This window comes from Burkholderia sp. MSMB1589WGS (genome assembly GCF_001636105.1).
Lineage (GTDB): Bacteria > Pseudomonadota > Gammaproteobacteria > Burkholderiales > Burkholderiaceae > Burkholderia > Burkholderia humptydooensis.
The window spans coordinates 2,669,064-2,695,696 of record NZ_LNJT01000008.1; the positions used below are offsets into that span (position 1 = coordinate 2,669,064).

At 67.8% G+C, this 26,633-nt stretch carries 21 protein-coding genes and 2 pseudogenes; 6 read left to right on the top strand and 17 right to left on the bottom strand.

All coding sequences use genetic code 11. From position 1 onward, the window contains the following. Positions 1-176 precede the first annotated feature (176 nt). The 8 genes from xylB to WT16_RS28905 form a co-directional block, all read right to left on the bottom strand. The gene (gene xylB / locus WT16_RS28870) at positions 177-1,637 is read right to left on the bottom strand and encodes a xylulokinase (protein ID WP_063534801.1); all 1,461 of its coding nucleotides are present in this window, start codon (positions 1,635-1,637) and stop codon (positions 177-179) included. After that, a complete protein-coding gene (locus tag WT16_RS28875; RefSeq protein WP_059933778.1) occupies positions 1,634-2,692 on the bottom strand; it encodes an AraC family transcriptional regulator in 1,059 nt (352 codons plus the stop codon). The genes xylB and WT16_RS28875 overlap by 4 nt, the downstream gene beginning before the upstream one ends. Continuing rightward, positions 2,689-3,888, bottom strand: a complete 1,200-nt coding sequence (ugpC, locus tag WT16_RS28880; RefSeq protein WP_063534802.1) for a sn-glycerol-3-phosphate ABC transporter ATP-binding protein UgpC — start codon at positions 3,886-3,888, stop codon at positions 2,689-2,691. Before ugpC ends, WT16_RS28875 begins: the two co-directional genes overlap by 4 nt. Before the next feature lie 3 nt (positions 3,889-3,891). Further along, positions 3,892-4,926 (bottom strand): NAD(P)-dependent alcohol dehydrogenase, encoded by a 1,035-nt coding sequence (locus tag WT16_RS28885; RefSeq protein WP_006027108.1) that lies wholly within the window; start codon positions 4,924-4,926, stop codon positions 3,892-3,894. Between the two features lie 21 nt (positions 4,927-4,947). Continuing rightward, a complete protein-coding gene (locus tag WT16_RS28890; protein WP_059933772.1) occupies positions 4,948-5,760 on the bottom strand; it encodes a carbohydrate ABC transporter permease in 813 nt (270 codons plus the stop codon). Further along, complete coding sequence (locus WT16_RS28895; protein WP_063534803.1) at positions 5,748-6,626, bottom strand: sugar ABC transporter permease; 879 nt, start codon at positions 6,624-6,626, stop codon at positions 5,748-5,750. The genes WT16_RS28890 and WT16_RS28895 overlap by 13 nt, the downstream gene beginning before the upstream one ends. Before the next feature lie 115 nt (positions 6,627-6,741). Continuing rightward, positions 6,742-8,022, bottom strand: coding sequence for a sugar ABC transporter substrate-binding protein (locus tag WT16_RS28900; protein WP_063534804.1), 1,281 nt, complete (start codon positions 8,020-8,022; stop codon positions 6,742-6,744). Between the two features lie 122 nt (positions 8,023-8,144). Then, positions 8,145-9,116: an alpha/beta hydrolase gene (locus tag WT16_RS28905; protein WP_063534805.1), complete on the bottom strand. Its 972-nt coding sequence runs from the start codon at positions 9,114-9,116 to the stop codon at positions 8,145-8,147. Positions 9,117-9,205: 89 nt separating this feature from the next. Here WT16_RS28905 and WT16_RS28910 point away from each other — a divergent pair, with 89 nt between their 5' ends. Both WT16_RS28910 and WT16_RS28915 read left to right on the top strand, forming a co-directional pair. Then, positions 9,206-9,592, top strand: a complete 387-nt coding sequence (locus WT16_RS28910; RefSeq protein WP_059933764.1) for a MerR family transcriptional regulator — start codon at positions 9,206-9,208, stop codon at positions 9,590-9,592. Between the two features lie 214 nt (positions 9,593-9,806). Further along, a complete protein-coding gene (locus WT16_RS28915) occupies positions 9,807-10,277 on the top strand; it encodes a DM13 domain-containing protein (RefSeq protein ID WP_006027114.1) in 471 nt (156 codons plus the stop codon). A gap of 13 nt (positions 10,278-10,290) precedes the next feature. Here WT16_RS28915 and WT16_RS28920 read toward each other — a convergent pair. Further along, positions 10,291-10,452 (bottom strand): annotated as a pseudogene (locus tag WT16_RS28920) (transporter); the annotation flags it as partial. A gap of 170 nt (positions 10,453-10,622) precedes the next feature. On the opposite strand from WT16_RS28920, the pseudogene WT16_RS28925 reads away from it, so the two are divergent. Both WT16_RS28925 and WT16_RS28930 read left to right on the top strand, forming a co-directional pair. Further along, positions 10,623-11,048: pseudogene (locus WT16_RS28925) on the top strand (CorA family divalent cation transporter); the annotation flags it as partial. A 146-nt stretch (positions 11,049-11,194) separates the two neighbouring features. Further along, positions 11,195-11,668 carry a VOC family protein gene (locus WT16_RS28930; RefSeq protein ID WP_063534807.1) on the top strand — a complete coding sequence of 158 codons (474 nt, stop codon included), beginning with the start codon at positions 11,195-11,197 and terminating at the stop codon, positions 11,666-11,668. 25 nt (positions 11,669-11,693) lie between these two features. On the opposite strand, the gene galU is transcribed toward WT16_RS28930, so the two are convergent. The 4 genes from galU to WT16_RS28950 form a co-directional block, all read right to left on the bottom strand. Further along, positions 11,694-12,575 (bottom strand): UTP--glucose-1-phosphate uridylyltransferase GalU, encoded by an 882-nt coding sequence (galU, locus tag WT16_RS28935; protein WP_015603990.1) that lies wholly within the window; start codon positions 12,573-12,575, stop codon positions 11,694-11,696. A gap of 73 nt (positions 12,576-12,648) precedes the next feature. Beyond that, positions 12,649-14,988, bottom strand: coding sequence for a glucans biosynthesis glucosyltransferase MdoH (gene mdoH / locus WT16_RS28940; RefSeq protein ID WP_063534808.1), 2,340 nt, complete (start codon positions 14,986-14,988; stop codon positions 12,649-12,651). Between the two features lies 1 nt (position 14,989). Continuing rightward, complete coding sequence (locus WT16_RS28945; RefSeq protein WP_059933747.1) at positions 14,990-16,120, bottom strand: polysaccharide biosynthesis/export family protein; 1,131 nt, start codon at positions 16,118-16,120, stop codon at positions 14,990-14,992. Then, positions 16,117-17,157 (bottom strand): chain length determinant family protein, encoded by a 1,041-nt coding sequence (locus WT16_RS28950; protein ID WP_015603967.1) that lies wholly within the window; start codon positions 17,155-17,157, stop codon positions 16,117-16,119. The genes WT16_RS28945 and WT16_RS28950 overlap by 4 nt, the downstream gene beginning before the upstream one ends. A 981-nt stretch (positions 17,158-18,138) precedes the next feature. On the opposite strand from WT16_RS28950, the gene WT16_RS28955 reads away from it, so the two are divergent. Together WT16_RS28955 and WT16_RS28960 are read left to right on the top strand one after the other, a co-directional pair. Then, complete coding sequence (locus WT16_RS28955; protein ID WP_231892126.1) at positions 18,139-18,540, top strand: hypothetical protein; 402 nt, start codon at positions 18,139-18,141, stop codon at positions 18,538-18,540. A gap of 177 nt (positions 18,541-18,717) precedes the next feature. Beyond that, a complete protein-coding gene (locus WT16_RS28960; RefSeq protein ID WP_063534809.1) occupies positions 18,718-20,466 on the top strand; it encodes a cation:proton antiporter in 1,749 nt (582 codons plus the stop codon). 102 nt (positions 20,467-20,568) lie between these two features. On the opposite strand, the gene WT16_RS28965 is transcribed toward WT16_RS28960, so the two are convergent. The 4 genes from WT16_RS28965 to WT16_RS28980 all read right to left on the bottom strand — a co-directional run bounded on the left by WT16_RS28965 (position 20,569) and on the right by WT16_RS28980 (position 26,564). Then, positions 20,569-21,354: an SDR family oxidoreductase gene (locus tag WT16_RS28965; RefSeq protein ID WP_006027124.1), complete on the bottom strand. Its 786-nt coding sequence runs from the start codon at positions 21,352-21,354 to the stop codon at positions 20,569-20,571. 49 nt (positions 21,355-21,403) lie between these two features. Further along, the gene (locus tag WT16_RS28970) at positions 21,404-22,405 is read right to left on the bottom strand and encodes an arabinose ABC transporter substrate-binding protein (protein ID WP_063534810.1); all 1,002 of its coding nucleotides are present in this window, start codon (positions 22,403-22,405) and stop codon (positions 21,404-21,406) included. Between the two features lie 281 nt (positions 22,406-22,686). Continuing rightward, entirely contained in the window at positions 22,687-24,477 is a 1,791-nt protein-coding gene (locus tag WT16_RS28975; RefSeq protein ID WP_006027126.1) for a penicillin-binding protein 2, read from the bottom strand. Between the two features lie 533 nt (positions 24,478-25,010). Next, complete coding sequence (locus WT16_RS28980) at positions 25,011-26,564, bottom strand: methyl-accepting chemotaxis protein (RefSeq protein ID WP_063534811.1); 1,554 nt, start codon at positions 26,562-26,564, stop codon at positions 25,011-25,013. Positions 26,565-26,633 lie beyond the last annotated feature (69 nt).

Genomic DNA, 26,633 nt, shown 5'->3' on the forward strand with positions numbered 1-26,633 from the left:
GCGGGTGCGCAGCCGCGCCGCGCGGGAGGCCGCGCGCATGCGCGCGTGCCGGGACCGGAGCGCGCGCTTGCGCGGCGCGGCGGCTTGAGGCGCGCGGGCGGGCGCCGGCGCGATTCCTGCCGGGTCGGGGATCGCCGCGTTCGCGGCGGCGGTGGCGGTGGGGGCGGCGTCGCGCGTCAGCCCGCGAACTCGTCCTTCAACGCCCGATACAGCCGCCGATAGCGCGCGAGCCGCTCGCCGAGCAGGCCCGCCGACGCCGGGTCGGGCCGGTACGTCTCCGCGATCGCCGGCGCGGTGCACACGTCGTCGATCGCATCGTGCGTCGCCGCGAGCCGCGCGAGCCGCGCCGCGCCGAGCGCCGCGCCGACCGCGCCGCTCGCGTGCCGGTGCATCGCGAGCCCCGTCGCGTTCGCGCACAACTGCGCCCAGAACGCGCTCTTCGAGCCGCCGCCGATGAACGACGCGTCGTCGAGCGTCGTGCCGGCGCGGCGCAGCGCTGCGTAGCCGTCCGCCATCGCGAACGCGACGCCTTCCATCACCGCATACGCGAGGTCGCCCGCGCGATGCTCGCTCGCGAGCCCGAAGAACACGCCGCGCGCGTTCGCGTCGTTGTGCGGCGTGCGCTCGCCGCTCAGGTAGGGCAGGAACAGCGGCGCGCGCGATGCGTCCGCGCGCTCGGCGAGCGCGGGCAGCGTGTCGACGGCGACGTCGTGCGTCTTCGCGAACCAGTCGAGGCTCGCCGCGGCCGACAGGATCACGCTCATCTGATGCCAGCGCTCGGGCAGGCAATGGCAGAACGCGTGCACGCCGTCACCGGGATTCGGCGCGAAGCGGTCGTTGCCGGCGAACAGCACGCCCGACGTGCCGAGCGACAGGAACCCGCTGCCCGCGTTCGCGATGCCCATGCCGATCGCGCTCGCCGCGTTGTCGCCCGCGCCGCCCGCGATCGTGACGGGGCCGGCCACGCCCCATTCGCGCCGCAGCGCGTCGCGCAACTGCGCGGCCGCAGCGCTGCCTTCGACGAGGCGCGGCATCTGCTCGCGCGACAGCTCGGTCGCGGCGAGCATCCGCTCGGACCAGTCGCGCCGGCCGACGTCGAGCCACAGCGTGCCGGACGCGTCCGACATGTCGGACACGAATTCGCCGGACAGCCGCCACGCGACGTAATCCTTCGGCAGCAGCACCTTGTGCGCGGCGCGGAACACCGCGGGCTCGTATTTCGCGAGCCACAGCAGCTTCGGCGCGGTGAAGCCCGGCATCGCCATGTTGCCGGTGATCGCGCGCGATTCGGGCACGAGCGCCTCGAGCTCGACGCATTCGGCCGCGGCGCGCGTGTCGTTCCACAGGATCGCGGGGCGCAGCACTTGCCCCGCGCGGTCGACGAGCGTCGCGCCGTGCATCTGGCCGGACAGGCCGATCCCGCGCAGCGCGGCAAAGCCGCGCGGGTGCACGGCGCGCACGGCGGCGAGCGCGTCGAGCGTCGCGTGCCACCACGCCTGCGGGCTTTGCTCGGACCAGTGCGGGTGAGGCCGCTCGACGGCGAGCGGCGCGCTGCCCGTGGCAAGCGGCGCGGAATCGGCGTCGGTTAGGATCGCCTTGACTTCGGACGTGCCGAGATCGATGCCGAGGAAGGTCACGGGTGGAGGCTCCGGTGTGAAAGGGTGACGGTGCGCGCGGCGTGCGACGGCGCGGTGGGTGCGACGAGTGCGGCGGGTGCGGCGTCCGTGGCCGGCGCCGCGTCCGCGGCGGGCCGCGCGTGCGGTTCGTGCTTCGCCTGCGGCTCATGCGGCTCGTTCAGCCGGTGCAGCGCGCGAAAGCGCGACGGCGGCATTCCCTTCATGGCGAGGAATTGCCGGTTGAAGTTCGACAGGTTGTTGAAGCCGACGCGATAGCAGATGTCGGTGACGCTCAGCGCCGAGCACATCAGCAGCTCGCACGCCTCGTTGATCCGCAGCCGGTTCAGGTACTGGACGAACGTCGAGCCGGTATGCCGGCGAAAGAAGCGCGTGAACGTGCTGACGCTCATGCCGGCGAATTCGGCGACGTCCGCCTCGCGCAGCGTGCCCGGCAGGTTCTGCCGCAGGTACGCGAGCACCTGGTTGATCGTGGACGACATGTAGTGCTGCGCGTCGATCCGGTAGCCGGGGCCGGCGAGCATGCGGCGCGCGGCGCACGACGACAGCCGGTCGAACAGCGACATCAGCACCTCGACGCGCCGGCAGCCGTGCGCGCTCGCGAGCTCGATCATCAGCGGCGCGACGGCAAGCCCCACCTCGTCCGGAAACTGCACGCCGCGCGACGCTTCGTCGATCAGGTCGAGCACCGGCTGCAGCTCGGCGAACGCGGCGACCATCTTCTCGGCCGCCTCGCGCGAGAACTGCAGCACGACGTCGCGCGACGGCACGCGCTCGCCGGGGCCGAGCTCGCTGATCCAGTTGTGCGGCAGGTTCGGCCCGGTGACGACGAGGTTGCCGGGCGCGAAATCGCCGATATGGTCGCCGACGAAGAACTTGCCGCGCGACGCCTGGATCAGGTGGATTTCGTACTCCGGATGAAAATGCCACTTCGCGACCGTGTGCGGATAGTCGTGCGACCACGCGCGAAACGATTCGTCGCGGCGGGTGGGGACGATCTCGAGGTCTGGGTTCATCTGTCGCTCCTGCGCGTGCACGGGCCGGCGCTCGCCGTTCAAGAGCGCGACATCGTCAGCCCGTGCGGCGCGCCCGGCGACGGCCGCATCGCGGCGCCGGTGGGCGTCCCGGCGCCGGGCAGCATCACGTTGCGCCCGGTCGCCGCGTCGAACAGATGCAGGTCGCGCTCGTCGAACGTGAACGTTACCACGGCGCCGAGCGCGGGGGCGGCCGACGCGGGCACGAGCGCCGAGAACGGCGTGCCGTTCCAGCCGAACGTGACGAGCGCCTCGGCGCCGAGCAGCTCGACGAGCTCGACGCGGCCTTCGAGCGCGAGCGCGCCCGCCGGCCCGGACGCGTTTTGCGCGCCGGCGCCGGCGCCCGTCGCGATCCGGAGATAGTTCGGCCGGAGCGCGAGCTTCACGCGCAGGCCGTCGGCCAGGCCCGCGAAGCGGCGCGCGGCGAGCGGCCAGCGCGCGCCGCCCGCGGCGAGCGTGACGCCGCCCGCCGCGCGCTCGATCGCGCCGTCGGCGAAGTTCATCGCCGGCGTGCCGATGAAGCCCGCCGCGAACACCGTGTGCGGGCAGCCGTACAGCTCGGCCGGCGTGCCGAGCTGCTCGATGCGCCCGCCGCGCATCAGCACGACGCGGTCCGCGAGCGTCATCGCCTCGAGCTGGTCGTGCGTCACGTACAGCGTCGTCGTCTTCAGCCGCTGGTGGAGCCGCTTGATGTCGCTGCGCAGTTGCGCGCGCAGCTTCGCGTCGAGATTCGACAGCGGCTCGTCGAACAGGAACACGTCGGGCGTCTTGATCATCGCGCGCGCGATCGCCGCGCGCTGCTGCTGGCCGCCCGACATCGCGCGCGGCTTGCGCTCGAGGAGTGCGTCGAGGCTCAGCACGCGCGCGACCTCGCGCACCCGCCGGTCGATCTCGGCGGCGGGCACCTTCAGGCGCCGCAGCCCGAACGCGATGTTCTCGTATACGGTCATGTGCGGATACAGCGCGTAGTTCTGGAACACCATCGCGACGTTGCGCTCGCGCGCGGCGAGATCGTTGACGACGGTGCCGCCGATCGCGAGCGCGCCGCCCGTGATGGTTTCGAGCCCCGCGATCATCCGCAGCATCGTCGATTTGCCGCAGCCCGACGGGCCGAGCAGCACGATGAACTCGCCGTCGCCGATCTCGAGATCGAGCGGATGCAGGACGGGCGCGCCGCTGTCGTAGCGTTTCGTCAAACCGGTGCAGACGATCTGTGCCATCGCTCAATCCATTTCGATCTGAATCTTCACGTCGTGCGGCTGGCCGCTCGCCGCCGCCTCGAACGCGCGCAGGCCGTCCGAGAACGGGAACGTGCGCGAAATGAACGGCTTCACGTCGATCGCGCCGGACGCGATCAGCGCGAGCGCGCGCGGGAAGACGTTCGCGTAGCGGAACACCGATTCGATCCGCGCTTCCTTCGCCTGCAGCGAGACGACGTCGAGCGGCACCGGATCGAGCGGCATCCCGACCAGCACGAGGCAGCCGTTCGGGCACAGCAGGTCGACGATCCCCGCATACGCCTTCGCGTTGCCGCTCGCCTCGAACACGACGTCCGCGCCCCAGCCGTCGGTTTCGCGCGCGACCGCTTCGGCGAGCGACTGCGTGCTCGCGTCGACCGTCGTCACCGCGCGGTTCGACGCGAACAGCGCGAGCTTCTCCTTGACGACATCGGCAAGAATCACGCGCGCGGCGCCGCCCGCGAGCGCGGCGAGCGCCGTCATCGCGCCGATCGTGCCCGCGCCGACGACGACGGCGATGTCGCCCGGCTTCATCGCCGCTTTCTTCGCGGCCTGCAGCCCGATCGCGAGCGGCTCGACGATCGCGCCCTCGGCGAACGACACGTTCTCCGGCAGCCGGTACGTGAACGCCGCCGGATGCACGACGTAGGGCGTCAAGCAGCCGTGCACGGGCGGCGTCGCCCAGAAGCGCACCGACGGATCGAGGTTGTAGAGGCCGTGCAGCGTCGCCCTCGAATCGAAGCGCGGGATGCCGGGCTCCATGCAGACGCGCTCGCCCACGCGCAGGTACGTGACGTCGCGCCCGACCTCGACGACCGTGCCCGACGCCTCGTGGCCGAGCACCATCGGCGCGTCGACCCGGAACGGGCCGATTCCGCCGTGCGTGTAGTAGTGGACGTCGCTGCCGCACACGCCCACCGTGTGGATGCGGATCTTGACGTCGGACGGGCCGACATCGAGCGGCAGGTCGATGTCGCGCAGCGCGAGGTCGCGCGCCTTTTCGAGTACGAGGGCTTTCAACGGATTCTCCTTGTTGGCCGCTTATCGGCCTTTGAGCATCGAGTTCAGCAGCCGGCTCAGCATGCCGACGAAGACGAGGGGCGGCAGCGCGAGCAGCACCGTCGACGCGTTGATCACGCCCCACGGCACCTCCTGGCCGAGCGACGTGAACGCGGAAGCGACGACGGGCAGCGTCGCCGAGCGCGACGACGTGAGCGCGAGCGCGATCATCAGCTCGTTCCAGACGAGCACGAAGCTGAACACGATGCCGCCCAGCAGCGTGCTCGCGCAAACGGGCAGCGCGACGCGCCAGAACACCGCGTACGGCCCGTAGCCGTCGAGCGCGGCCGCCTCCTCGATCTCGCGCGGCAGCCGGCGGAACACGGGAATCGACAGCCACGTGATCGTCGACAGCGTGACGAGCAGATACGTGACGATCATCGACAGCTTCGTGTCGTAGAGCCCGAGGTCGACCCAGATCGCGATCAGCGGAATCGCGACCGCGACGGGCGGCAGAAAGCGCAGCGACAGCAGGAAGAACTGGATGTCGCGCTTGCCGCGCACCGGATAGCGGGCGATCGCGTATGCGGCGGGCACGCCGAGCACGGCGCCCAGCACGACCGCCGCGCCGACGATAGCGAGGCTGTTGCAAAGGCCGATCGTCACCTCGGGGCTCGACAGCACCTGCCGGTAGTTGTCGAGCGTCGGCGCGAAGATGAAGCGCGGCGTCGGCGTGACGATGTCGAGCAGGCGCTTGAGCGAATTGATGAGCGCCCAGGCGAGCGGAAACACGGCGACGAGCGCGATCGCGCCGCCGATTGCGATGGTGCCGCCGCGCGCGATCAGTCGTCCCATTTGTCGACCCGCTTCCAGATGAACGTGAACACGAGCGTCGTCGCGACCATCATCAGCACCGCCATGCTCGACGCGTACGACACCTTGCCCGACAGCCCGATGCCTTGCGCGTACGCGTACATGTCGAGCGTCTCGGTCGCGATGCCGGGGCCGCCCTTGGTCATCACGTAGATGAGATCGAACGAGCGCAGCGATTCGACCATCTTGATGAACACGAGGCTCATGATCGGCGCCTTGAGCATCGGCAGCGCGATGTACGCGTAGACCTGCCACGTCGACGCGTAGTCGAGCCGCGCCGCTTCGAGCGGCTCGGGCGGCAGCGTCTCCAGCAGCTTGAGCACGACGACGGAGAAGAAGAGGCCCCATTGCCAGACGTCGACGAGCGCGACCGCGACGAGCGCGAGATGCGGATCGGCGAGGAACGCGGTGTTCGCGACGCCGAGCGTACCGAGCAGCCAGCTCAGGATGCCCGTGAGCGGCGCGTACATGAACTTCCAGATGAACGCGGCCGACACGCGCGGCAGCAGCACCGGCATGATCAGGATCAGCACTGCGGCGCGGCGCCAGCGGCCGCGCACGCGCTCGAACAGGAACACCGCGAGCGCGATGCCGACCACGACCGCGCCCGCGACCGTGACGATCTCCCACAGCGCCGACACTTCGATCGCGTTCACGAAGCGCCGGTCGGACACGAGCCGCGCGAAGTTGCGCAGGCCGACGTAATCGCTGTCCGCGTAGCGCAGCACGCGGTTCTTCAGCGCGAGGTTGATCGCGGCGATCGTCGGCACGAGGCCGAGCACCGCCATCAGCGCGAGCGGCGGGCCGAGAAAGAGCCAGGGCAGGCTCGTCTTGCCATGATTGAACATTGGAATCTCCTGCGAGGCGGGCGACGGGGCGACGGGGCGAAGCGGGCGAAGGCGCGCGGCCGCGTCGTCCGATGGCCGCATGGCCGCATGGCCGCCGCGCCGCCCGCGCATGGCGTCACTTGCGTGCGCCGTGCGCCATCGCGTCCTTCGCGTATTGCGCCGCGTCGTCGAGCGCGCCCCGCACGTCGGTCTGCGTGCCCGTGAAGATTTCCTCGAGCGCGACGCCGAGGTTGTCGCCGATGTCGGGCCATTGCGGCGTCGCCCAGATCGTCGCTTTCGTCACCGGGTTCGTATCGGCGAGGCCCGCGAGGATCTGCGGCTTCACGTGCTGCCTGAAGTAGTCGCCGCCGATCGTGCTCGTGCGGTTGTAGTCGCTGAACACGCCGTTGCGCAGCCGCGCCTGCTCCTGCTCCTTGCTCGTCGCCCACGCGATGAAGCGGCCCGCCGCCTGCCGCGTGCAGTCGTCCTTCGCGCCGACCGACGAGATCGCGAGCCCGTGCCCGTAAGCGGCCGACGGCAGCGGCGCGGGCGGCCGCACGTAGCCGACCTTGCCTGCGACGCTCGACTTGGACGGGTCCTCCATCCAGTCGGCGAACGGCGTCGATTCGATCATGAACGCGACCTTGCCCGAGCGGAACGCTTCGAGCGCGTTGCTCCAGTCGTAGGTCGCCGCGCCGGGCGGCGCGTACTTGAAGAGATCGCGGTAGCGCTCGGTCGCCTGCACCGCGGCGGGCGAGTTGAACGCCGGCTGGCCGCTCTTGTCGGTCCACGCGCCGCCCTGCGCGAGCATGAACGGCGCCCAGCGCCACACGTTCATGCCCGAGCCGCGCTGGCCGCGCGCGACCCAGCCGTACAGCTTCGGCGGCGCGTTCAGCTTCCTGATCGCGGCGACGAGCTCGTCGACCGTCTTCGGCACCGGGATGCGCGCGGCGTCGAGCAGGTCGCGGCGATAGAACAGGAAATCGCCGCCGCCGATGAGCGGCGCGAAGTACGCGACGCCCTTGTAGCTCGCGACCGCGCGGCGGCCGGGGAGGAAGTCGTCGTAGTCGTATTCCTTCGGGTAGTACTTGAGGAGCGGCGCGATCCAGCCGGCCGATGCGAATTCGGCGACATTCGCCTCGTCGACGTAGTAGACCTGATACGAGCCCGCGCCCGTCGACGCGTCGAGGCGCGATTTCGCGCGGCGGTCGTTTTCGCCGAAGTAGCTGATCTCGATTCGGGTGCCGCTCGTCTTTTCGTAGTCGGGCAGCGACTTCTCCATCACCGAAAGGCCGAGGCTCTTCTGCGCGAGCACCTTGAGCGTCGGCACCTTGCAGACTTGCGTCGCGGCCGTCGCCGCGACCGGCACGCACGCGCCGACGAGCGCTGCGGCCAACAGGAATCGCATCGTGTTCACCAGTGTCTCCTTGATTCTGCTTGTCTTCCGTCGTGCGGGCGGCGCCGACGGCAGGAGCAACTGTAGTGAGTCGCAGCGCGGGTTCACTACGTCAAAAGAAATCGGCTGCCGATACTTTTTTGTCACGGTTGGCGTTGCGCTGCACAATTCATGTCGGTCGGCGCGACTCCGCCGCATCGCCCTCCATTGCCCCCATCGACTCCATCGACGAAATCGGCGAGATCGCGATTGAAACGCTCGGGCTCTTCGAGAAACGGCGCGTGCCCCGAGTCGGGATACAGCGTGCTCCGGACCCGCGTGTTGACTGCCTTCGCGCGGGCAATCGACGGCTCGGCATGAACGAGCGCGTCCCGCGCGCCGTAGACGAGCCATATCGGCACCCGGGCTCGCCCGAGCCCGTGCGCGAGCGGAATCGTCATCGACGGAACGGCCCGTTGCATGTCCCACGAAGCGAGCGCGGCGTTCGCGAGCAGGCGCTCGAACGTCTCGCGATCCGGCGGCCGATGGAAGCACCGGCCGACGAACGCGCGCTCGCCGTCCAGATGCGTTTTCAGATCGGCGGACGTCATGTCGCGGTAGACGTCCGGATGCGCGACGATCTGATCGGGCGCCAGCTCGATCACGCCGTCGACGTACACGGCGCCCGCGATGTCGCCGTCGCCGTAGGCCGCCAGATAGTTCGTGATGACGGCCGCGCCGAGCGACCAGCCGACGAGCACGGGCTTGCGCGCGTGCGACGACCGGATCACGGCCGCCAGATCGTCGGCCCAGCGGCGGCCGTCGGCATAGGCGCCCGTCCCGGCCGGTTTGCCGGACAGGCCGTGGCCGCGCAGGTCGTACGTGATGAGCCGGTGCCGCAGAAGCCGCGGGTCTTTCAGTTGCGCGTCCCAATTCAGGCGGCTGCCGAGGAGGCCGTGGACGAAGATGATCGGCGAACCGTCGGGGTCGCCCGACTCCTGGATCGCCAGCGTCACGCCGTCGGGCGCGACGGCCGTGTAGCCGTGCGTGTCAGCCGGCGCGCCGGCAGCGGCGACGCAGAGCCAGAGCGCCGCCGATAGCGCGGCGAAGGTGCGGCGAAGCAGGTGTGAACGCATGAATCGAGACTCCGGAGTGGATGGAGCCGGTAGTTTCAACCCTCACACCTGTGTCAGAGTCAAGCGGAAACGGTGCTATCCTCGCCGACATGAACGAGACCCCGGCACCGCGCGCGTTGTCGATCGGCGAGCTCGCGCGCGAGACCGGCGCGAGCGTCCGGTCGATCCGACATTACGATCAGCACGGCCTGCTGACCTCGGCGCGGGCGTGCAACGGCTACCGGTCGTTCCCGATCGCGGCGATCGCGCAGGTCGCGCAGATCCAGCGCCTGATCGCAACAGGATTCAGCCTTGCCGAGATCCGTTCGTTTCCTGACTGCATGCGCATGATCGAAGGCGCGGCCATGTGCCCGGAAACCACCGATGCGCAGCGCAGGCGGCTCGCGTCGATCGAGCGCCAGATCGTCGAGCTCGAGCGCCGGCGCGCGCGTCTGATCAGGACGCTGACCGAAGGCACGGTGCCGCCGCTCGACTGAGCGGATTCGGGTGCTTCAGGACGAGCTGCTGCGGATACGCGAGCGCGGCGGGAGCGTGACGGGCGAAGGGCGGCCGCTTGCTGGGCGTGTCGGCATGCCGCACGCGGCGCGTGCCTCGCCATCTGTCATATTCCGGCCGCCGCGCCGACTGTAGTCGTGCCGGGCCCGTTCGCGGGCGTCCGGCGCATCGATTCGACTACGGAGGACGGCAGTCATGAAAAAAGCAGGGTTCCGGATCGGCTCGCACGCGATCGCGCTCGCATTGGGTTTCGCGCTCGGCGTGTATGCGTTGCCGATCCTGACCGCCGAGCCGGGCGCGACCGAAACCGAGCTGCGCCCGCTCGCCGATCGCGCGCTCTACACCGGGCGCTTCGAGCGGGGCCTCACGCGCGGCGATCCGCTGCACTGGGCGGACGGCAAGCTGTCCGTCGCGCGCACGGCGCTCGCATTCGAGGGGCGCGTCGCGCCGGGCCCCGACTACAAGATCTACCTCGTACCGGGGTTCGTCGCATCGAAAGAGGCGTTTCTCGCGGTGAAGCCGCGCGCGCGGCGAGTCGGCGAGCTGAAGACGTTCGGCGATTTCGTCGCGCCGCTCGCGGCGGACGTCGATGTCGATGCGTACACGACCGTCGTGATCTGGTGTGAACGGTTCTCGCAGTTCATCGGCGCGGCGCAGTACCGGTGACGTGCGCCGCCCGTTACGTTCGGTTCGCCGTCACCACGCGAGCGCAAAACGGAACGAGGCACAGCAGGGCGGCGAGCATCCAGAGCGCGCTTTCGAGCCCGACGCTGCGCGCGACGAAGCCCATCCCGGCCGGGTCGACCAGATGGCCCGCGTAGCCGGTGATCAGCAGCGCGCTCCAGTCGAGGCATCGCGCCGACGCGATCTCTCCGAAAAACGGCCTCGCGGCCATCTGGCCGTCATCGTGGTTCCGCTCTGGTATCGTACGTTTCGCATCAGGCGCGGCCGCGTCGCGTCCGGCCCCGCCGCGCGCGGGCGGGCCGGCGGCCGAGAACAGCGGAACAGTCGATGAAACCCGAAATGATCATTCAAACCTACGGCGCGGACACGTCCGGCATGGTGTGCGGATTCCGCTTCGCGTCCGCGGCCGAATGGGCGGCGGGCCGCGACGCGCGGCCGGGTGAATTCCTGTGGCTGCACTTCAATCTGGCGCACGGCGCGAGCGAGCGCTGGATGCGCGCGCACCTCGATCTGCCGGAGACGCTCTACGAATTCCTGCGCGAAGGCTCGCACTCGACGCGGATCGAGCAGCAGGAGGGCGCGCTGCGCGCGGTCGTCAACGACGTGATGTTCAGCCTCGATCTGGAGGCATCCGAGATCGCGACGATGTGGGCGTACGTCGATCGCCGGATGAGGGTGACCGCGCGCGCGAAGCCGCTGCGCTCGCTCGGCACGTTGCGCGAGAGCGTGCGTCAGGGCGGCGAGTGGCGGACCGGGGGGCATCTGCGCACCGCAGCAACTCGCCAGGAAGAACGAAACTTTTTTCTCGCGAAGTGTCGATTTCGGCGGGCCTATCCGTCGTCTGCATGACCGCATGCGATTCGCGCATGCATCGAGCCACCCCTGACAGGAGATTTGCGATGGCGATTCAAAAGATCACGCCTTTTCTTTGGTACTCGACGCAAGCCGAGGAGGCCGCCGCTTTCTACGCGGGCATCTTTCCGGATTCGCGCGTGGTGCGTGTCACCGCGGTGCCGAGCGCCGGCTCGACGAAGCTCGTCGAGTTCGTGCTGTTCGGGCAGCCCTTCTTCGCGATGAGCCACCCGCGGACCGAGTCGTTCAACCACGCGATATCGTTCCTGGTGAGCTGCCGCGATCAGGCGGAGCTCGACCGCTACTGGAACGCGTTGCTCGAAGGCGGCGGGGCGCCCGACGACTGCGGATGGCTGCGGGACCGCTTCGGCGTCTCGTGGCAAATCGTGCCGGACGATCTGATCGCGATGATGGCCGACGCCGACCCCGTGAAGGCCGCGCGCGTCGCCGATGCGATGATGAGCATGCGGAAGTTCGACGTCGCCGCGCTCAAAGCCGCCTATGCGGGGGCGACGGATTGACGAAAAGGGGCCGCCGGCGAATCCGTCAGCCGTTCAGCGGCAACGTCCGCTCGGCAAGATACCGCGTGAAGTCGCCGCGAACCTCGGGGTGGCGAAGCGCGAACTCGACCGTCGCCTTCAGATAGCCGAGCTTGCTGCCGCAGTCGAAACGGGCGCCGTCGTATTTGTACGCGAGCACCTGCTCTTCGGACAGCAACGACTGGATCGCGTCGGTCAATTGCAGCTCGCCGCCCGCGCCGGGAGTGAGTTCGCGCAGATGCTTGAAGATCCGCGGCTTCAGCACGTAGCGGCCGACGACGCCCAGGTTCGACGGCGCATCTTCGGGCGCGGGCTTCTCGACGATCGCCGACATCTTGACGACCGACTCCGCCCACTCCTTGCCGTCGACGATTCCGTAGGATCGCGTATCGTCGGGCGGAATCTCTTCGACGCCGATCACCGAGCTGTGATAGTGGTCGAACACATCGACCATCTGCTTCATCACGGGCGGCCTGCCGTCGAGCAGGTCGTCCGCGAGGATCACGGCGAACGGCTGGTTGCCGACGAGCTTTTCCGCGCACAGCACCGCATGCCCGAGGCCGAGCGCTTCGGACTGGCGCACGTAGAAGCAGTCGACGTGGCGCGGCTTGATGCCGCGCACGAGATCGAGCAGCTTTTCCTTGCCGCGCGCTTCCAGTTCCGCCTCGACTTCATACGATTTGTCGAAGTGATCCTCGATCGCGCGCTTGCTGCGGCCCGTCACGAAGATCATTTCGGTGATGCCCGCCGCGATCGCCTCTTCCACCGCATACTGGATCAGCGGCTTGTCGACGACAGGCAGCATCTCCTTCGGGCTTGCTTTGGTCGCCGGCAGGAATCGCGTACCCAATCCGGCCACGGGGAATACGGCTTTCGTTACTTTGAGCATGGTGTTTTCCTGGTGCGTGCAGTGTTTGTGTGTAGGAGGGCGGCGTGGCGCGCCTTGCCGACGGGAGCGCCGGTCATGCGAAGGACTCCGCCTCGTCGCGAACCGGCGTCCTCGCGTCGTCGTGCGGCATCGCGCGGCGGCTTCGCGCCTGCGCGTGCAGCGCGTCGAAGCAGCGCCGCTCGCTCAGCGCGAGCAGCAGGTTCTTGCCCGCGAGCGGCTTGCCGGCGATGATCGACGGCAGAAGCCGTGCGGCGACGTGCGGGCGGCCGCGCGTTTCGGGCCGGTGCTTGACATAGAAGCCGACGTCGCGCACGGCGAAATCGATGACGGCCTGCGGATCGTCAATGTCGGGCAGATCGCTTCGCAATCGGCGCTCCCACGCAATCGTGTCGTCGATGACCTGCGGGCGATCGATTTCCTCCGGAATGCAAAAGAGTTTGCGCGATTGCACGGCGTCGATGGTCAGGCTGGTGAATCTCGCGATCCACACGCTGCCCGTGAATCCGGCGAGAATCGGGAAGAACCACAGCATGATGTCGCCGGGCGAGACCCAATTGCGCGAGAGCGCCGCGATCATCAGCGCGCGGGCGCCCGAGATGCCATGAACGGCGTAAGCCATCGAGGCCCAGCAGACGACGCCGATCACGCTGATCCAGCCGAAGTGCCGAAAGCATGCGGACCAGGGCAGGGGCTCGTCGTCGCGCTGCTGGGTGCCCCATGAAATGCTGCGCCGTTTGATCCAGAGCCACACGAAGCGGGTCACGTAGATCATCATGATCGGCGAGAAGAAGAACGAGAATATCGTCTCGAGCAGCAGCGACCACATCAGCTTGTCCTTGCCGCCGAAACCGCGCGCGCGGTCGCGCTTCACATGCACGACGAAGGCGAGGACCCGCGGCATGAACAGGAACACGAGCGACGAGATCAGCAGCATCAGCATCGGCATCTGCAGAACCTGGATCGCGCCGATGACGAGCGCGCCGTGGCTCAGGAAGTGAACCATTCCGTAGGCCGAGACGACGAGGAACATCGCCCACAGCGGCGCGGCGAGATAGCCCATCGAGCCGTTCAGGAACGTCTCGCGATGCACCGAGCGCAGGCCGTCGATGAACAGGAACCGCAGATGCTGCATGTTGCCCTGCATCCACCGGCGTTCGCGGATCAGGAATCCGAGAAGATTCGCCGGAATTTCCTCGTAGCTCCCTTCGAGCTCGGGCAGGAACCAGACCTCGTAGCCCGCGCGGGCCATCATCGCGGATTCGATGATGTCGTGGCTCAGCGGCTTGCCGCCCCAGGGCGGCGTTCCGGGCAGCTCGGGCAGGATGCAGTACTTGATGAACGGCTTCATCCGTATCATCGCGTTGTGGCCGATGTACGACGCGTGCCCCATGAACATCGCCTGCAGGCTGTACGAGAAGACCGAGCCGTACAGCCGGGCGGCGAACTGCTGCATCCGGCCGAAGAGGCTTCGCCGCATCACGGGCTTCGGGTTCGTCTGCAGGATGCCGATCCGGAGGTTGCCCTCCATCATCCGGAGCAGCGCGACGATCGCGTTGCCGTCCATGATGCTGTCGGCGTCCATTACGAGCATGTACTCGTACTTCTTGCCCCAGCGGCGGCAGAAATCGGTGACGTTGCCGAGCTTCGCGTTCAGGTTGACCGGACGACGGCGATAGAAGAACCGGCCGCCCGGGAACTGCTCCCTCAGCTTGTGAACGGCCGCCTGCTCGACGACGCCGTACTCGAGCCTGCGGCTGTCCGACAGCAGGAAGTTGTCGAAGTGATGGCTGTATTCCGGGTGATCGCGCTCGATCGACGCCCACGTGGCGGCCATCCCGGCGGCGACGCGCGCGACGTCCTCGTGATACACCGGATAGACGATCGCGACCTTCGCGCCCGCGCGCGGCTCCTGCGCGGATTTCGACGGATGCCACGGATTGTTGCCGGGCCCGCGCAGCGTATGCCACGTCCCGATGAGGAGCTTGAAGAAATTGGCGGCCAGGAACCACGTCATGATCCCGTAGATCACGAGATAGATCTTGATCGTGATCTCGGGCATTTGTTGCGCGCGCAACGTGTAGTGGGACAGCATCAGGATCACGATCGTCGTGATCAGCGTGAGCGCGAGCGACACCTTGCGCCGGTATTCGACGACCTGCTCCCAGCCAGGCGGCTGGCCGACAGGCGCCTTCAGCGATCGGGACCGACGAAAGCGCCGCCAGACATTGTGTTTCCACGACACGTTCAGCGGCGGCGGCGCGACGGCGATCCGCTCGGGCCTCGGCTGGATGACGGGCGCCTGATTCGCGTCGAGCCACGCGTGGAGGTCGTCCCACGTGCGCACCGATGCGCGAAGCCGCCGGGCCTCGCCGGCGGGGAGGCCCAACTGGTCGATATAGGCGTCGAACGTCATGTCACTTCACGGCCTGCACGGGCAGCGCGAGCTGGAACAGGATGCCGATGGCCCGCTCGACCGGGACGATCGGCGCTTCGGCGACGTAGATCATGTCGCCGTCCTTGATCGGGAAGCTGTGCGAAGCGATGAGGCCCTGCAGGTTGTTCCATGCGAAGTCGTAGAGCACCGGGCGTTCGCCTTGCGGCGTTTGTTCGAGAACGAATACCGCGTGGTCGTCGGCGAGGTTCGCGTCGAGCCCGGACGCCGACGCGAGCACTTCGGCCAGCGTCGGCGGATGGGCGAAGCCGAATTGCCCGTTCTTGCGCACGCCGCCGCCGACGACGGTCACGCGCACGAGCGGCGCACGCTTGACCAGCACGCGATCGCCCGGTTCGAGCGCCGCTTGCCGCGCGAGCGCTTCTTCGAGCGGCAGCGTGACCGATGCGCCTTTGCGCAGGACGGTCACTTGCGTCGCGACGTTGTCGCTGTCGCGCCCGCTGGTGGTGCCGACGAGATCCGCGCCGTTGCCGAGCGCCTGCGTGAGGGCGGATGTCAGCGACAGGCCCGCGGGCGTCCACGCAATGAGCTTCGGTGCGCCGATCGCGCCCGTCACGATGACGCTGCTCTGCGACGTCGATGCAATGGTGATCTTCGCCGACGGGCTTTGCAGGATGCCGAGCGACGCGTAGCGGCGCGCGACAGCCCTCTGCGCGTCGTCGGGGCCGAGTGCGCCGACAGGCGTCGGGCCGACATAGGGCAGATCGATCGTGCCTTTTTCGGACACCGTATAGTTGCCGAGATCGATGGGCGACGGGACGTTCGACGCGCCTTGCTGCGAATCGGCGCCCGGCCACGGGGAGATCGTCCACAGGGTCACGTGCAGGACGTCGCCTGGGGCGAACGTGAACGCGCCGTGATGCGTCGCTTGCGACAGATCGGAAACGGCTCGCTCGATCGCGGCCCGGCGGCTCGCCGCTTCCTTCTCAGCGCGTTCCCGCGCGAGCGCCGGCGTGACGTTGACGATGTCGACGTCGGTGTTCGACCTGACGGTCGAGACGGACGGGCCGGCGGACGGCAGCAGGCCGCATGCGGACAGCGCCAGCGTCGCGCCGGCGAGCCCGGCGCGAGCGGCTCGGGAGAAGTGGGTCATCGGAGTAGTCCCCAAAGAACGAGAGTCGCAAGGAAGACGCCGGCGATCCATTCGAGGCGCCGGGGCAGTTCGGGCGCGCGCGGGCTGGACGGTGCGCTGATGATGTTCAAGTAGTACTTGTTCTTCATCGCGTTCAGTTGCGCCTGCTGCACGGCCGTTTCGATTTCCCGCAAGAGCGCGACGTCGTTGTTGCGCGCGACGGTCAGCTCTTCATAGCGCGCGGCGCGCCGCGACAGCGTCTTGCCTTCCGCTTCGGTGCTCGCGATCTTGGCCTGAATGGCCGTCATCGCCGCGCGCAGGTTTTGCGCGACCGGATTGTTCGGCGTTGCTTTCACGATTGCGTCGTACTGCGAGGCGAGGCGGGTCTTCTGCTCGTTCAGCGAGTTCAGCAGCGCGAGATTGGATGTGTACAGCTCCGACGGATCGTGGATGCCGGTCGACACGCGATACGCCGACAGCGCCGCTTCGTCGCTCTTCAGCTTCGCCTCGATGGCGGCGCGGCGATCGACGGCGTTTTTCATGTAATCGCTTTCTTGCTGGCGATTCATGTTGTCGATGTGGCGGACGGAATCCTGCAGCACCCGCTCGGCGACGGCTGCGGCCGCCGTGGGCGAATAGCCTTGCACCGACAGCGACACGATCCCGCTGTTCTGGTCGATCGCCGCATTCACCCGATTCTGGTAGTAGTGCCACAGCGCGACGTCGTTCTTGCGGAAAAGCGTCGCGAGGCCGCCGTAACGGCTCACGAAATCGCCTTGGCCGTAGTGTTTCGGCAGATCGACGGACTTCGCGACGTTCCGGTACTCGTCCCACGATCCGATGTAGTCCTTGACGATGTAGGCGCCTTCGATCGAATTGCCGCCGCCCGTGCCGGACAGCATCGTCGCGAGGCTCTGCGACGACTGCTGGGGCTTGTAGACGATCAGCGACGCAGTCGAAACGTAGACCGGCGATGCGAGGAGAAGGAAGTAGGCAAGGCAGATGAGATTAGGAATCCCGACGATAGCCCAAAAGAGAGGCTGGCGAGGCGTTTTCATATTCTCCCGAAGGTGATTGCGAGTTTTGGTGTCGGGCGTCGCCCGCGCGTGCTAAGTGTTCAAATCAACGGCGATCGAGAAGAGGTCCGCGCGCACCGGATACGGATGGACTGTGGATGTCGTCGCGCCACGGTGGAAGGCGGCGAGCGCGGGGCCGAATCGCCGGCAATCGGTTTGACCGAAGCGGCGGCGCATGGACAGGCGTCGTGGTCGATGATCCGGGGGGCTGCGATGTCGTGCTTTGCACAGGTCTGGTGAAACTCGTATTTCGAAGGTGAAGCCAATACGCAAGCTGCTGTACCTATGCACTATCGACAACGGGAGGGATGACGCAATGGCAGGTCAGGCGAGTTGCAAATTCAATAAATTGTTACAAATTATGAGGGAAACTACCTATATGGTCAAGGCGATATTCGTCTCTTTTTGTCTTAATCCGTCAAATTGTTTCGACCTTCCTTGCGTCGCGAGAGGAATAGGCGTTGCGGCGAAAGGGCGGACTGAATGTGCAATACACAGCTTTTTGCACAAGTCGAGCGTTTCATTGCGACGGAATTAATCCTTTTGCATCGGAAACATTATGTGCCCGACCCCGAGTGTGTCGCCGTTGCGTCGTTCGACCGGATTTTCGACCACACATGCCGGCTGCGAAGACCGCACGGCGACATTCGGCGGGTAGGCTTACCGGGGGCGGAAGGTAAGGTTCGTATCTATCGGTTTCGCCGAGAAAGGTGGATCGATTTGTATTCGATCATTTCGCGGATTTATGCTCGTCCATGTATAGGCAATCAGGCCGATCGTGCTCGGACGAAAGCAATTCGCTACGTACTGCGATGCGAGTCGGCCGGCTGGCTGAATTGAATCGGACATTCATGCGAAGCAGCGAGTGCTGATTGCGATGACCGCAAGCAACTGGACGCGCCGCGCACGAGGGTCTCGGCATTCGCGTCGGGGACGGACGAGGCGGCGGCGAAGATCGACGCAGTGTTGAGTCCGAAGGAGAGCGTCGCCGCGTTGCAACAGCAGATCGCGGAGAACAATCCGTCGGCGGGCAACTTTCAGCACGCACGCATCAAGATCAGCGATCGGATGATCGCACGGCTCAGCGCGGACCCGGACGATTTCTCGATCGATCCGGCCGGCGATCAGGAGCAGGCGGTCGGGATGGCGGCGCCCGTCGTGTGGTCCTGGCGGATCACGCCGAATCACTGGGGCCGGCACAGGCTTCGGCTCGTTCTCAAGGCGCTCGTCACGGTCGACGGCGGGGCCGTGCCCGCTCGCCTGACGACACTCGACAAGCCGATGCTCGTGACCGTCACGCCGCTCGCCGGGTCAGGCGTTCGGGTGATGGTTGCCGACTGCCATGTGTACCTCCCTGTAGTTTGAGTTCATCGGACGGCGCGAGGCCGTTCCGTATCGCGTGTGGCTGGAGAAAGCGGGATCGCAACAAACTATTACATTGAATGATGTAACGATGATAATCGCTTGGCCGGTTCGCACATTTGTCGCCGCAATCCCTTATTCTTCGATTCTTACGAAATAGTTACATTCAATGGAGCACGGATGCCTCATGACGTCAGCCTGATTGCACTGCTCGCGGCCGGTTTCGGTCTCGCGATGATCCTCGGTTACTTCGCGTCGCTGCTGAAGATGCCGCCGCTCGTCGGCTATCTGCTCGCCGGCATCGTGATCGGCCCCGGCACGCCCGGCTTCGTCGGCGATCTCGCGCTCGCGCAGCAGCTCGCCGAAATCGGCGTGATGCTGTTGATGTTCGGCGTCGGCCTGCATTTCTCGCTCGGCGATCTGCTCGCGGTGCGCAAGATCGCGCTGCCCGGCGCGATCGTCCAGATCGCGGTCGCGACCGCGCTCGGCGGAGGGCTCGCGCTCTTATGGGGCTGGAATATCGGCGGCGCGCTCGTGTTCGGCCTCGCGCTGTCGGTCGCGAGCACGGTGGTGCTGCTGCGCGCGCTCGAAGGGCGCGGGCTCATCGAATCGGTCAACGGGCGGATCGCGGTCGGCTGGCTCGTCGTCGAGGATCTCGTGATGGTGCTCGTGCTCGTGCTGCTGCCGCCGCTCGCGGGGCTCCTCGGCGGCGGCGCGAACGCGCCCGGCGAACCGGCCGCGCACGCGGGCGACGCAGGCGCCAGCCTGTGGGGCGCGCTCGGCGTCACGCTGCTGAAGGTCGCGGCGTTCGTCGCGCTGATGCTCGTCGTCGGCAAGCGCGTGTTTCCGCGCATCCTGTGGCTCGTCGCGCGCACCGGCTCGCGCGAGCTGTTCACGCTGTGCATGATCGCGGCGGCGGTCGGCGTCGCGTTCGGCGCGGCGAAGCTGTTCGACGTGTCGTTCGCGCTCGGCGCGTTCTTCGCCGGGATGATGATGCGCGAATCGGAATTCAGCCGCCGCGCGGCCGACGAGACGCTGCCGCTGCGCGACGCGTTCTCGGTCCTCTTCTTCATCTCGGTCGGCATGCTGTTCGATCCGCGCGTGCTGATCGACCAGCCGCTGCACGTGCTCGAAGTGGCCGCGATCGTCGTGCTCGGCAAGACGATCGCGGCGGTCGCGCTCGTGCTCGCGTTCCGCTATCCGCTGAACACCGCGCTCACGGTCGGCGCGGGCCTCGCGCAGATCGGCGAGTTCTCGTTCATCCTCGCGAGCCTCGGGCGCGGGCTCGGGCTGCTGTCGGCCGAAGGGCAGAGCCTGATTCTCGCGGTCGCGCTGCTGTCGATCGCGCTCAACACGCTGCTGTTCGCGGCGATCGATCCGGCGCTCGCGTGGGTCCGCAAGCACTCGGCGTTCGCGCGCCGGCTCGAGTCGCGCGACGATCCGCTCGCCGCGCTGCCGATGTCGACGCCGCAGACACATCTGACGGGGCAGGTGGTGATCGTCGGCTACGGGCGCGTCGGCACGCGGATCGCGCACGCGCTCGATGCGAGCGGGATCGCGTATGTCGTCGTCGAGCAGAACCGCGAGACGGTCGAGAAACTGCGCGCGGACGGCGTGGCGGCGGTGTCCGGCGACGCGATCGAGCCGATCGTGCTCGTGCAGGCGCACATCGCGCGCGCGGGGATGCTCGTCGTCACGCTGCCGGAGGTGTTCGACGTGCGGCAGATCGTCGACATCGCGCGCACGCTGAACCCCGCGATCGAGGTTGCGCTCTGCACGAACGGCGACGAAGAGGCGGCGCTGCTCGCGAGCGAAGGGATGGGCGAGGTGTTCGTGAGCGAGACCGAGCTCGCGCGCGGGATGACCGAGCACGTGCTCGCGCGGATGGGCGCGGCTGAGGGCCACGCGCGGCGGGCGGCCGCGCATTGATCGAACGCGGCGGAACGCGCGCCGGCGCGCGATGAGGGGCCGTCGCCCGGCGTAGCGTCGCCCGGCGTAGCGACTCCCGGCGTAGCGACGCCCGGCACAACGTCAATAGAACGACTCGAGCGTCAGCTCCTGCGCCATCACGCGATTGCCCGCGAGCAGCCCGCCGTCGACGGGCAGCATCGCGCCGGTGATCGCGCGCGCCGCGTCCGACGACAGGAAGAGCGCCGCGTTCGCGACGTCCTCGGGCGTCGCGAAATCGTCGAGCGGATACCACTTCTTCAATTGCTCGAACACCTGCGGGTTCTGCCGCACCCGCGCTTCCCACGCGGGCGTTTTCACGGTGCCGGGGCACACGACGTTCGCACGCACGCCGTCGCGCCCGTATTCGATCGCGAGCGATTTCGCGTAGCTGATCAATCCGGCCTTCGCCGCGCTATAGGCGGGGTGGCCGAGCGCGGCGACGCCGTTGACCGAGCCGACGATCGTGATCGCGCCGCGCCGCCGCGCGCGCATGCCGGCGAGCACGGCCTCGACGCTCACGTAGGTCGCGGTGAGATTCGCGTCGAGATCCGCGCGCCACGATGCGCTCGTCGTCGTGCGCAGCGTCGCCGACGCGGCGGTGCCCGCGTTCGCGACGAGCACGTCGACGGGCTCGTTCGCGAGCGCGGCCGCGAGGCGTTCGGCGTCGCTCAGATCGTCGACGATCAGTGCGACGGCCGAATTGCCCGCTGCATCGCCCAACGCGTCGACGAATGCGGCGAGCGCGGCGCGGTCGCGGTCGAGCGCGAGCACGCGGTCGCCCGCGGCGAGAAAGCGGCGCACGAGCGCCTGGCCGATGCCGCCCGCGGCGCCCGTGATCAGCGTGGTGCGTGGTGTCGTCATGCGCATTCCTCCGGTTCGAAACGCAACGTCGGCGCCGCTTGCCGCGCGGCTCCGCTCACAGCCCGAGCTGCGCGCGCGCCGTCTTCTCGTTCGCGCGCGTGATCAGCGTGCCGGACGTCAGCACGAGCGGCGGCGGCGTCCGGTTCTGCGTGATCCAGTCGTACATGTTGACCGACGTGTCGTAGCCGTGCAGCCGCGGATTCAGCAGGATCGAGCCGAAAAAGCCCGTCGGCTTCGGTTTCGCGAATTCGTTCAGCGCGACCTGGCTGCCGTTGATGCCGACCGCGATCATGTCGTCCGCGCCGATGCCGCGACCTTCGCCCGCGCGCACCGCGCCGACCGTCGTGTCGTCATTCGATCCGAACGCCACCCAGTGCCTGAAGTTCCGATGCTTGGTGAACGCGATGTTGGCGGCGTTGAACGCGCCTTCGGTGTCGGCCGTCATCTCCGGCGCGTCGACGACGTTCGCGGCCGGAAAGCCGGCGGCCTTCAGCGCGTCGACCGCGCCCGTCGTGCGCTCGCGCGCGGTCGGCAACTGGTCGTACGCGAGCCGCAGCACGCCGACCTCGGCCGGGTTCCAGCCGCGCCGCTTCGCCTCGGCGGCGATCGCTTCGCCGACCTGCCCGCCGATCCTGTATGCGGAGATGCCCATGTGCGGCACGTCGGCAAGCGGCGCGCCGCGCCCGTCGACGAGCTGGTCGTCGACCGACATCAGCTTCATCCCGGCGCGCTTCGCCTTCGCGGCGATGCCGGGGCCGAGCTTCACGTCGGGCGCGCAGATGATCACGCCCTGCGCTTTTTGCGCGGCGAGGCTGTCGAGCGCGGTCGATACTTTCTCGCCGCTCGGCGCGGCGATCTTCACGAGCGTGAAATGCCTGTCTTTCGCCGCCTGCTCGGCGAAGCGCCATTCGTCCTGAAACCACGGGTCGTCGGGCTGCTTGACGACGAAGCCGATCTTCACCGGGGCCGCGCCTTGCGCACGCGCGGGCGCCGCCGCCGACAAACCGGCGGCGAGGCTCGCGCAAACGAGGGCGGCTTGGGGCCAACGCAATCCCATGAGCGTCTCCTTCGTGCTCCGTTTTATGGATGCGGCCTTGCGAGCCGCGCAACGGCATGCATGTCGTGCGGCAGATTGTAGGAGGCGGGTCGGCGGGCTTCCAAATAATGCGAGGCGATCCTAGAGAATGGGATCGGGGCGGCGGGGCGAAGGTGGGGCGTGGGATCGAAAAACCGAAAAACTGAAACGCCGAAGAGGCGAAGCCGCCGAAGCAGCAAAGATCGAAGGCGGCGGCGTATCGAGCGAAAGGAAAGAATCGCGTCGGCCGCCGCCCGGCTCCGTCACGTCCTCGCTTTCGCCGGCGGCTTCGCGCCGCCTGCACTCGTCGCCGGCTTGTCGGCGACGACGGGCGCGTCGGGCGGCACGCCGAGCAGTTGCAGCGAGCCGCTCATCACCGACGAGAACACCGGCCCCGCGACCGTGCCGCCGTAATAGCTCCGCGCGGCCGGCTCGTCGATCATCACGGCGATGATGAGGCGCGGATGACTCATCGGCGCCATCCCGGCAAAGAGCGCCCGGTACTTGCCCTTCGCGTACGACGCGCCCACCTGCTTGCGCGCGGTCCCCGTCTTGCCGCCGACGCGGTAGCCGTCGACACGCGCCGCGCGCCCGGTGCCGCCCTGGCCGACCGCCATCTCGAGCATCGAGCGGATCGCCGCCGCGGTGGCGGGCGTCGTCACGCGATGGCCGCGGTGCGTATCGGCCGATTGCGGATCGGCGTTCGCCTTCAGCAGCGACACCGGATGGATCGTGCCGTCGCCCGCATACGCGGTGTAGACCTGCGCAATCTGCAGCAGCGACGCCGACAGCCCGTAGCCGTAAGCCATCGTCGCCTGCTCGATAGGCCGCCAGCGTTTGTACGGACGCAGCCGCCCGGACGCGACGCCGGGGAACGTCAGCTCCGGCGCGCGGCCGATGCCGTATTCCTGGTACTTGTTCCAGATCGTCTCGGCGGGCAGGTTGAGCGCGAGCTTCGCGAGCGCGATGTTGCTCGACATCTGCAGCGCCTGCGCCACCGTGATCGCGCCGTGGTTCGACGTGTCGTGAATCACGTTCGGGCCGATCCTGTATGAGCCCGGCGAGGTATCGACGATCGTCTGCGGCCGCACCTTGCCCGTGTCGATCGACAGCGCGACGACGACCGGCTTGATCGTCGAGCCCGGCTCGAACGTGTCGATCACCGCGCGGTTGCGCAACTGCTGGCCCGTCAGGCGCGCGCGATCGTTCGGGTCGAACGTCGGATAGTTCGCGAGCGCGAGGATTTCGCCGTTCTGCGCGTCGAGCACGACGACGCTGCCCGCCTGCGCATTGTTCGCGATGATCGTCGATTTGAGCTGCGCGTACGCGAGTTGCTGAATCCGCCGGTCGATCGTCAGCTCGATCGTCGCGCCGTGCTGCGCGGGCACGAGCGGGCCGGTATCGGAGACGATCCGGCCGAGCCGGTCGCGGATCACCTGGCGCTGGCCCGCGGTGCCGGACAGCCGCCCGTTCGCGGCAAGCTCGACGCCTTCCTGCCCGTGATCCTCGACGTTCGTGAAGCCGACGACGTGCGCGGCCGATTCGCCTTCCGGATAGAAGCGCTTCGAATCGGCGACTTGCGTGACGCCGTCGATGTCGAGCTTTTCGATGCGGGCGGCCGTTTCGGGATCGACCTGGCGCTTGAGCAGCACGAACGAGCGATCGCCCGTCAGGCGCCGCCGCACTTCGGCGAGCGGCATGTCGAGCAGTTTCGCGAGCGGCGCGTATGCAACCTCGTCGACCTGTTTCGGATTCGCCCAGATTTCATAGGTCGTGAGGCTCACGGCGAGCAGCGCGCCGTTGCGATCGACGATGCTGCCGCGCATCGCGCCGAGCTCGATCGTGCGCTGATAGCGCTTCTGGCCCTGACCGACGTAGAAATCCTGGTTCGCGACCTGCACCCAGAACGCGCGGGCGATCAGCGTGCCGAACGCGAGGAACACGAGGATCACGACGAGTTTCGAGCGCCACATCGGCAGGCTCGTCGGCAGCATCGGACTTTTCGCGACGGCGACGTAAGGATCGGACGACTTCGGTTTTTTGTTCAGGCGCATGGGCTGGCTATCGCTGGGCAGGACGGCGGATCGCGTCCCGAAGACGGAATTGTAATGAATGAGTAATGATTTCGTCTGGTTTGGCGGCCAAATCGTTGCAAAATCTGACAAACCTCCAAGAACCGCGCGTAGCGCCGGGACCGGCGCGGGGTGAAAACAGGGGGAGCGCGGCGCGCGGACACGTCGATCAGCGGGCGCGAGATCGCCCGCATGTGACGAAAGAGCCGGCGTTCGGCGAACGGAAACGGGCGAACCGCGAATAGTGGCCGGGCGCGGCGCGTCGGCAGTGCAGGCGGAAAAACGTCGGCTCGTGACGATCATCCGCGCGACGTCGCTCAACGCAATCCGGTCCACCGCAATGCTGCGTGCCGCGGCGGGAATGTGGGGCGGTCAGCGCACGTTTGCGAGCGTGCGAATGGCGAGGGCGCGGCTGCACAGCGAGAAAGGGATGCCGGCGCGGCAAAAAAAAGATGCAGTCCGACGAAAGAAGAAACGGAGCGGCCGAGCCGCCCCGTTTCGCCCGCCAGCGCCGATCAGGCGGGCAGCGCGAACTGCGCGACCGCGGAGCGCAGCGCGTCCGCCTGATCCTTCAGCGAGTGCGCGGCGGCGGCCGCCTGCTCGACGAGCGCGGCGTTCTGCTGCGTGACCTGGTCCATCTCGCCGACCGCGCGATTGACCTGCTCGATGCCCGCGCTCTGTTCGCGCGACGCGTGGCTGATTTCCTCGAGGATTTCGTTCACGCGCCTCACCGATTGCACGATTTCCGTCATCGTCGTGCCCGCGCGCGTGACGAGCGTCGCGCCGTGCTCGACCGTCGTGTTCGACGTCTCGATCAGCGACTTGATTTCCTTCGCGGCCGTCGCCGAGCGCTGCGCGAGCGTGCGCACCTCGCCCGCGACGACCGCGAAGCCGCGTCCCTGTTCGCCCGCGCGCGCCGCCTCGACGGCCGCATTGAGCGCAAGGATGTTGGTCTGGAACGCGATGCCGTCGATCACGCCGATGATGTCGCCGATCTTGCGCGACGCGTCGGTGATGTCGTCCATCGTCCGCACGACGTCGTCGACGACCGCGCTGCCGCGCGTCGCGACCTGCGCCGCCTGGTCGGCGAGCTCGGCCGCCTGCGACGCGCTGTCGGCATTCTGCTTCACGTTCGTCGTCATCTCGTCCATGCTCGACGCGGTCTCGACGAGCGCGGCCGCCTGCTGCTCGGTGCGCTGCGACAGATCGGTGTTGCCGGCCGCGATCTCCGATGCGCCCACGTTGATGTTCTCGGTGCCGAGCCGCACGCGCGACACCATGTCGATGAGCGCCGTCTGCATCGTGTGCAGCGCGTGCAGGAGGCTCTTGCGGTCGCCGTGGCGAATGTCGACGTGCGCGGTCAGGTCGCCCTGCGAGATCCGCTGCGCGGTCGCGACGGCCGCCTCGAGGGCGCCGCCGAGGCTGCTGCGCACGCTGCGCAGCACGAGCACCATCAGGATCGTCGCGGCGACGCCGAGCACGACCGTCATCGCGAGCCAGCGGGCGGTGTTCGCGAGCATGGCGGCCTGCAGGTCGTCCATGTACATGCCGGTCACGATGTACCAGTCCCACGGCGCGAAATGGCGAACGGCGCTCGTCTTGTCGATCGGCTTGTCGGCGCCAGGCTTCGGCCACATGTAGTCGACGAAGCCGAGGCCGCCTTGCGCGTTGCCCGCCTTGACGATTTCGACGAACAGGTGCTTGCCGCCCGGATCGGTGAAGCCGGATACGTCCTTGCCGTTCAGTTCCGGCTTGATCGGATGCATGACGACGACGGGCTTCGAATCGTTGATCGACAGATAGCCGTCCTTGCCGTAGCGCATCGCGGCGATCGCTTCGAGCGCGGCGCGCTTCGCGTCCGCCTCGGGCATCGCGTTCTGCTGCGACAGCTTGTAGAAATGATCGCTGACGCTGTATGCCTGCGCGGTCAGATACCCGAGCTGCTCGCGCCGGTCCGCAATCATCGACGAGCGGTTCTGCCACGCCCCGGTCGCCCCGATCAGCAGCAGGCCGATCCAGAGGATGACGATCATCGACGTGAGCTTTTGGTTCAGTGAAAGAGAGCGCATGGTGGGTGTCGTGGGGCGGCTGACGCATGGGGACGAATGCCTGTTTATCGGCGCGGGAGACGGGGGGCG

Excerpts from the sequence above, each read along its gene's own strand:
- WT16_RS28960 (WP_063534809.1), top strand. The coding sequence starts at position 18,718 with ATGCCTCATGACGTCAGCCTGATTGCACTGCTCGCGGCCGGTTTCGGT.
- WT16_RS28930 (WP_063534807.1), top strand. The coding sequence starts at position 11,195 with ATGGCGATTCAAAAGATCACGCCTTTTCTTTGGTACTCGACGCAAGCC.
- WT16_RS28950 (WP_015603967.1), bottom strand. The coding sequence starts at position 17,157 with ATGAAAACGCCTCGCCAGCCTCTCTTTTGGGCTATCGTCGGGATTCCT.
- WT16_RS28945 (WP_059933747.1), bottom strand. The coding sequence starts at position 16,120 with ATGACCCACTTCTCCCGAGCCGCTCGCGCCGGGCTCGCCGGCGCGACG.
- ugpC (WP_063534802.1), bottom strand. The coding sequence starts at position 3,888 with ATGGCACAGATCGTCTGCACCGGTTTGACGAAACGCTACGACAGCGGC.
- WT16_RS28905 (WP_063534805.1), bottom strand. The coding sequence starts at position 9,116 with ATGCGTTCACACCTGCTTCGCCGCACCTTCGCCGCGCTATCGGCGGCG.
- WT16_RS28915 (WP_006027114.1), top strand. The coding sequence starts at position 9,807 with ATGAAAAAAGCAGGGTTCCGGATCGGCTCGCACGCGATCGCGCTCGCA.
- WT16_RS28980 (WP_063534811.1), bottom strand. The coding sequence starts at position 26,564 with ATGCGCTCTCTTTCACTGAACCAAAAGCTCACGTCGATGATCGTCATC.
- galU (WP_015603990.1), bottom strand. The coding sequence starts at position 12,575 with ATGCTCAAAGTAACGAAAGCCGTATTCCCCGTGGCCGGATTGGGTACG.
- WT16_RS28890 (WP_059933772.1), bottom strand. The coding sequence starts at position 5,760 with ATGGGACGACTGATCGCGCGCGGCGGCACCATCGCAATCGGCGGCGCG.
- WT16_RS28965 (WP_006027124.1), bottom strand. The coding sequence starts at position 21,354 with ATGCGCATGACGACACCACGCACCACGCTGATCACGGGCGCCGCGGGC.
- WT16_RS28895 (WP_063534803.1), bottom strand. The coding sequence starts at position 6,626 with ATGTTCAATCATGGCAAGACGAGCCTGCCCTGGCTCTTTCTCGGCCCG.
- mdoH (WP_063534808.1), bottom strand. The coding sequence starts at position 14,988 with ATGACGTTCGACGCCTATATCGACCAGTTGGGCCTCCCCGCCGGCGAG.
- WT16_RS28975 (WP_006027126.1), bottom strand. The coding sequence starts at position 24,477 with ATGCGCCTGAACAAAAAACCGAAGTCGTCCGATCCTTACGTCGCCGTC.
- WT16_RS28910 (WP_059933764.1), top strand. The coding sequence starts at position 9,206 with ATGAACGAGACCCCGGCACCGCGCGCGTTGTCGATCGGCGAGCTCGCG.
- WT16_RS28970 (WP_063534810.1), bottom strand. The coding sequence starts at position 22,405 with ATGGGATTGCGTTGGCCCCAAGCCGCCCTCGTTTGCGCGAGCCTCGCC.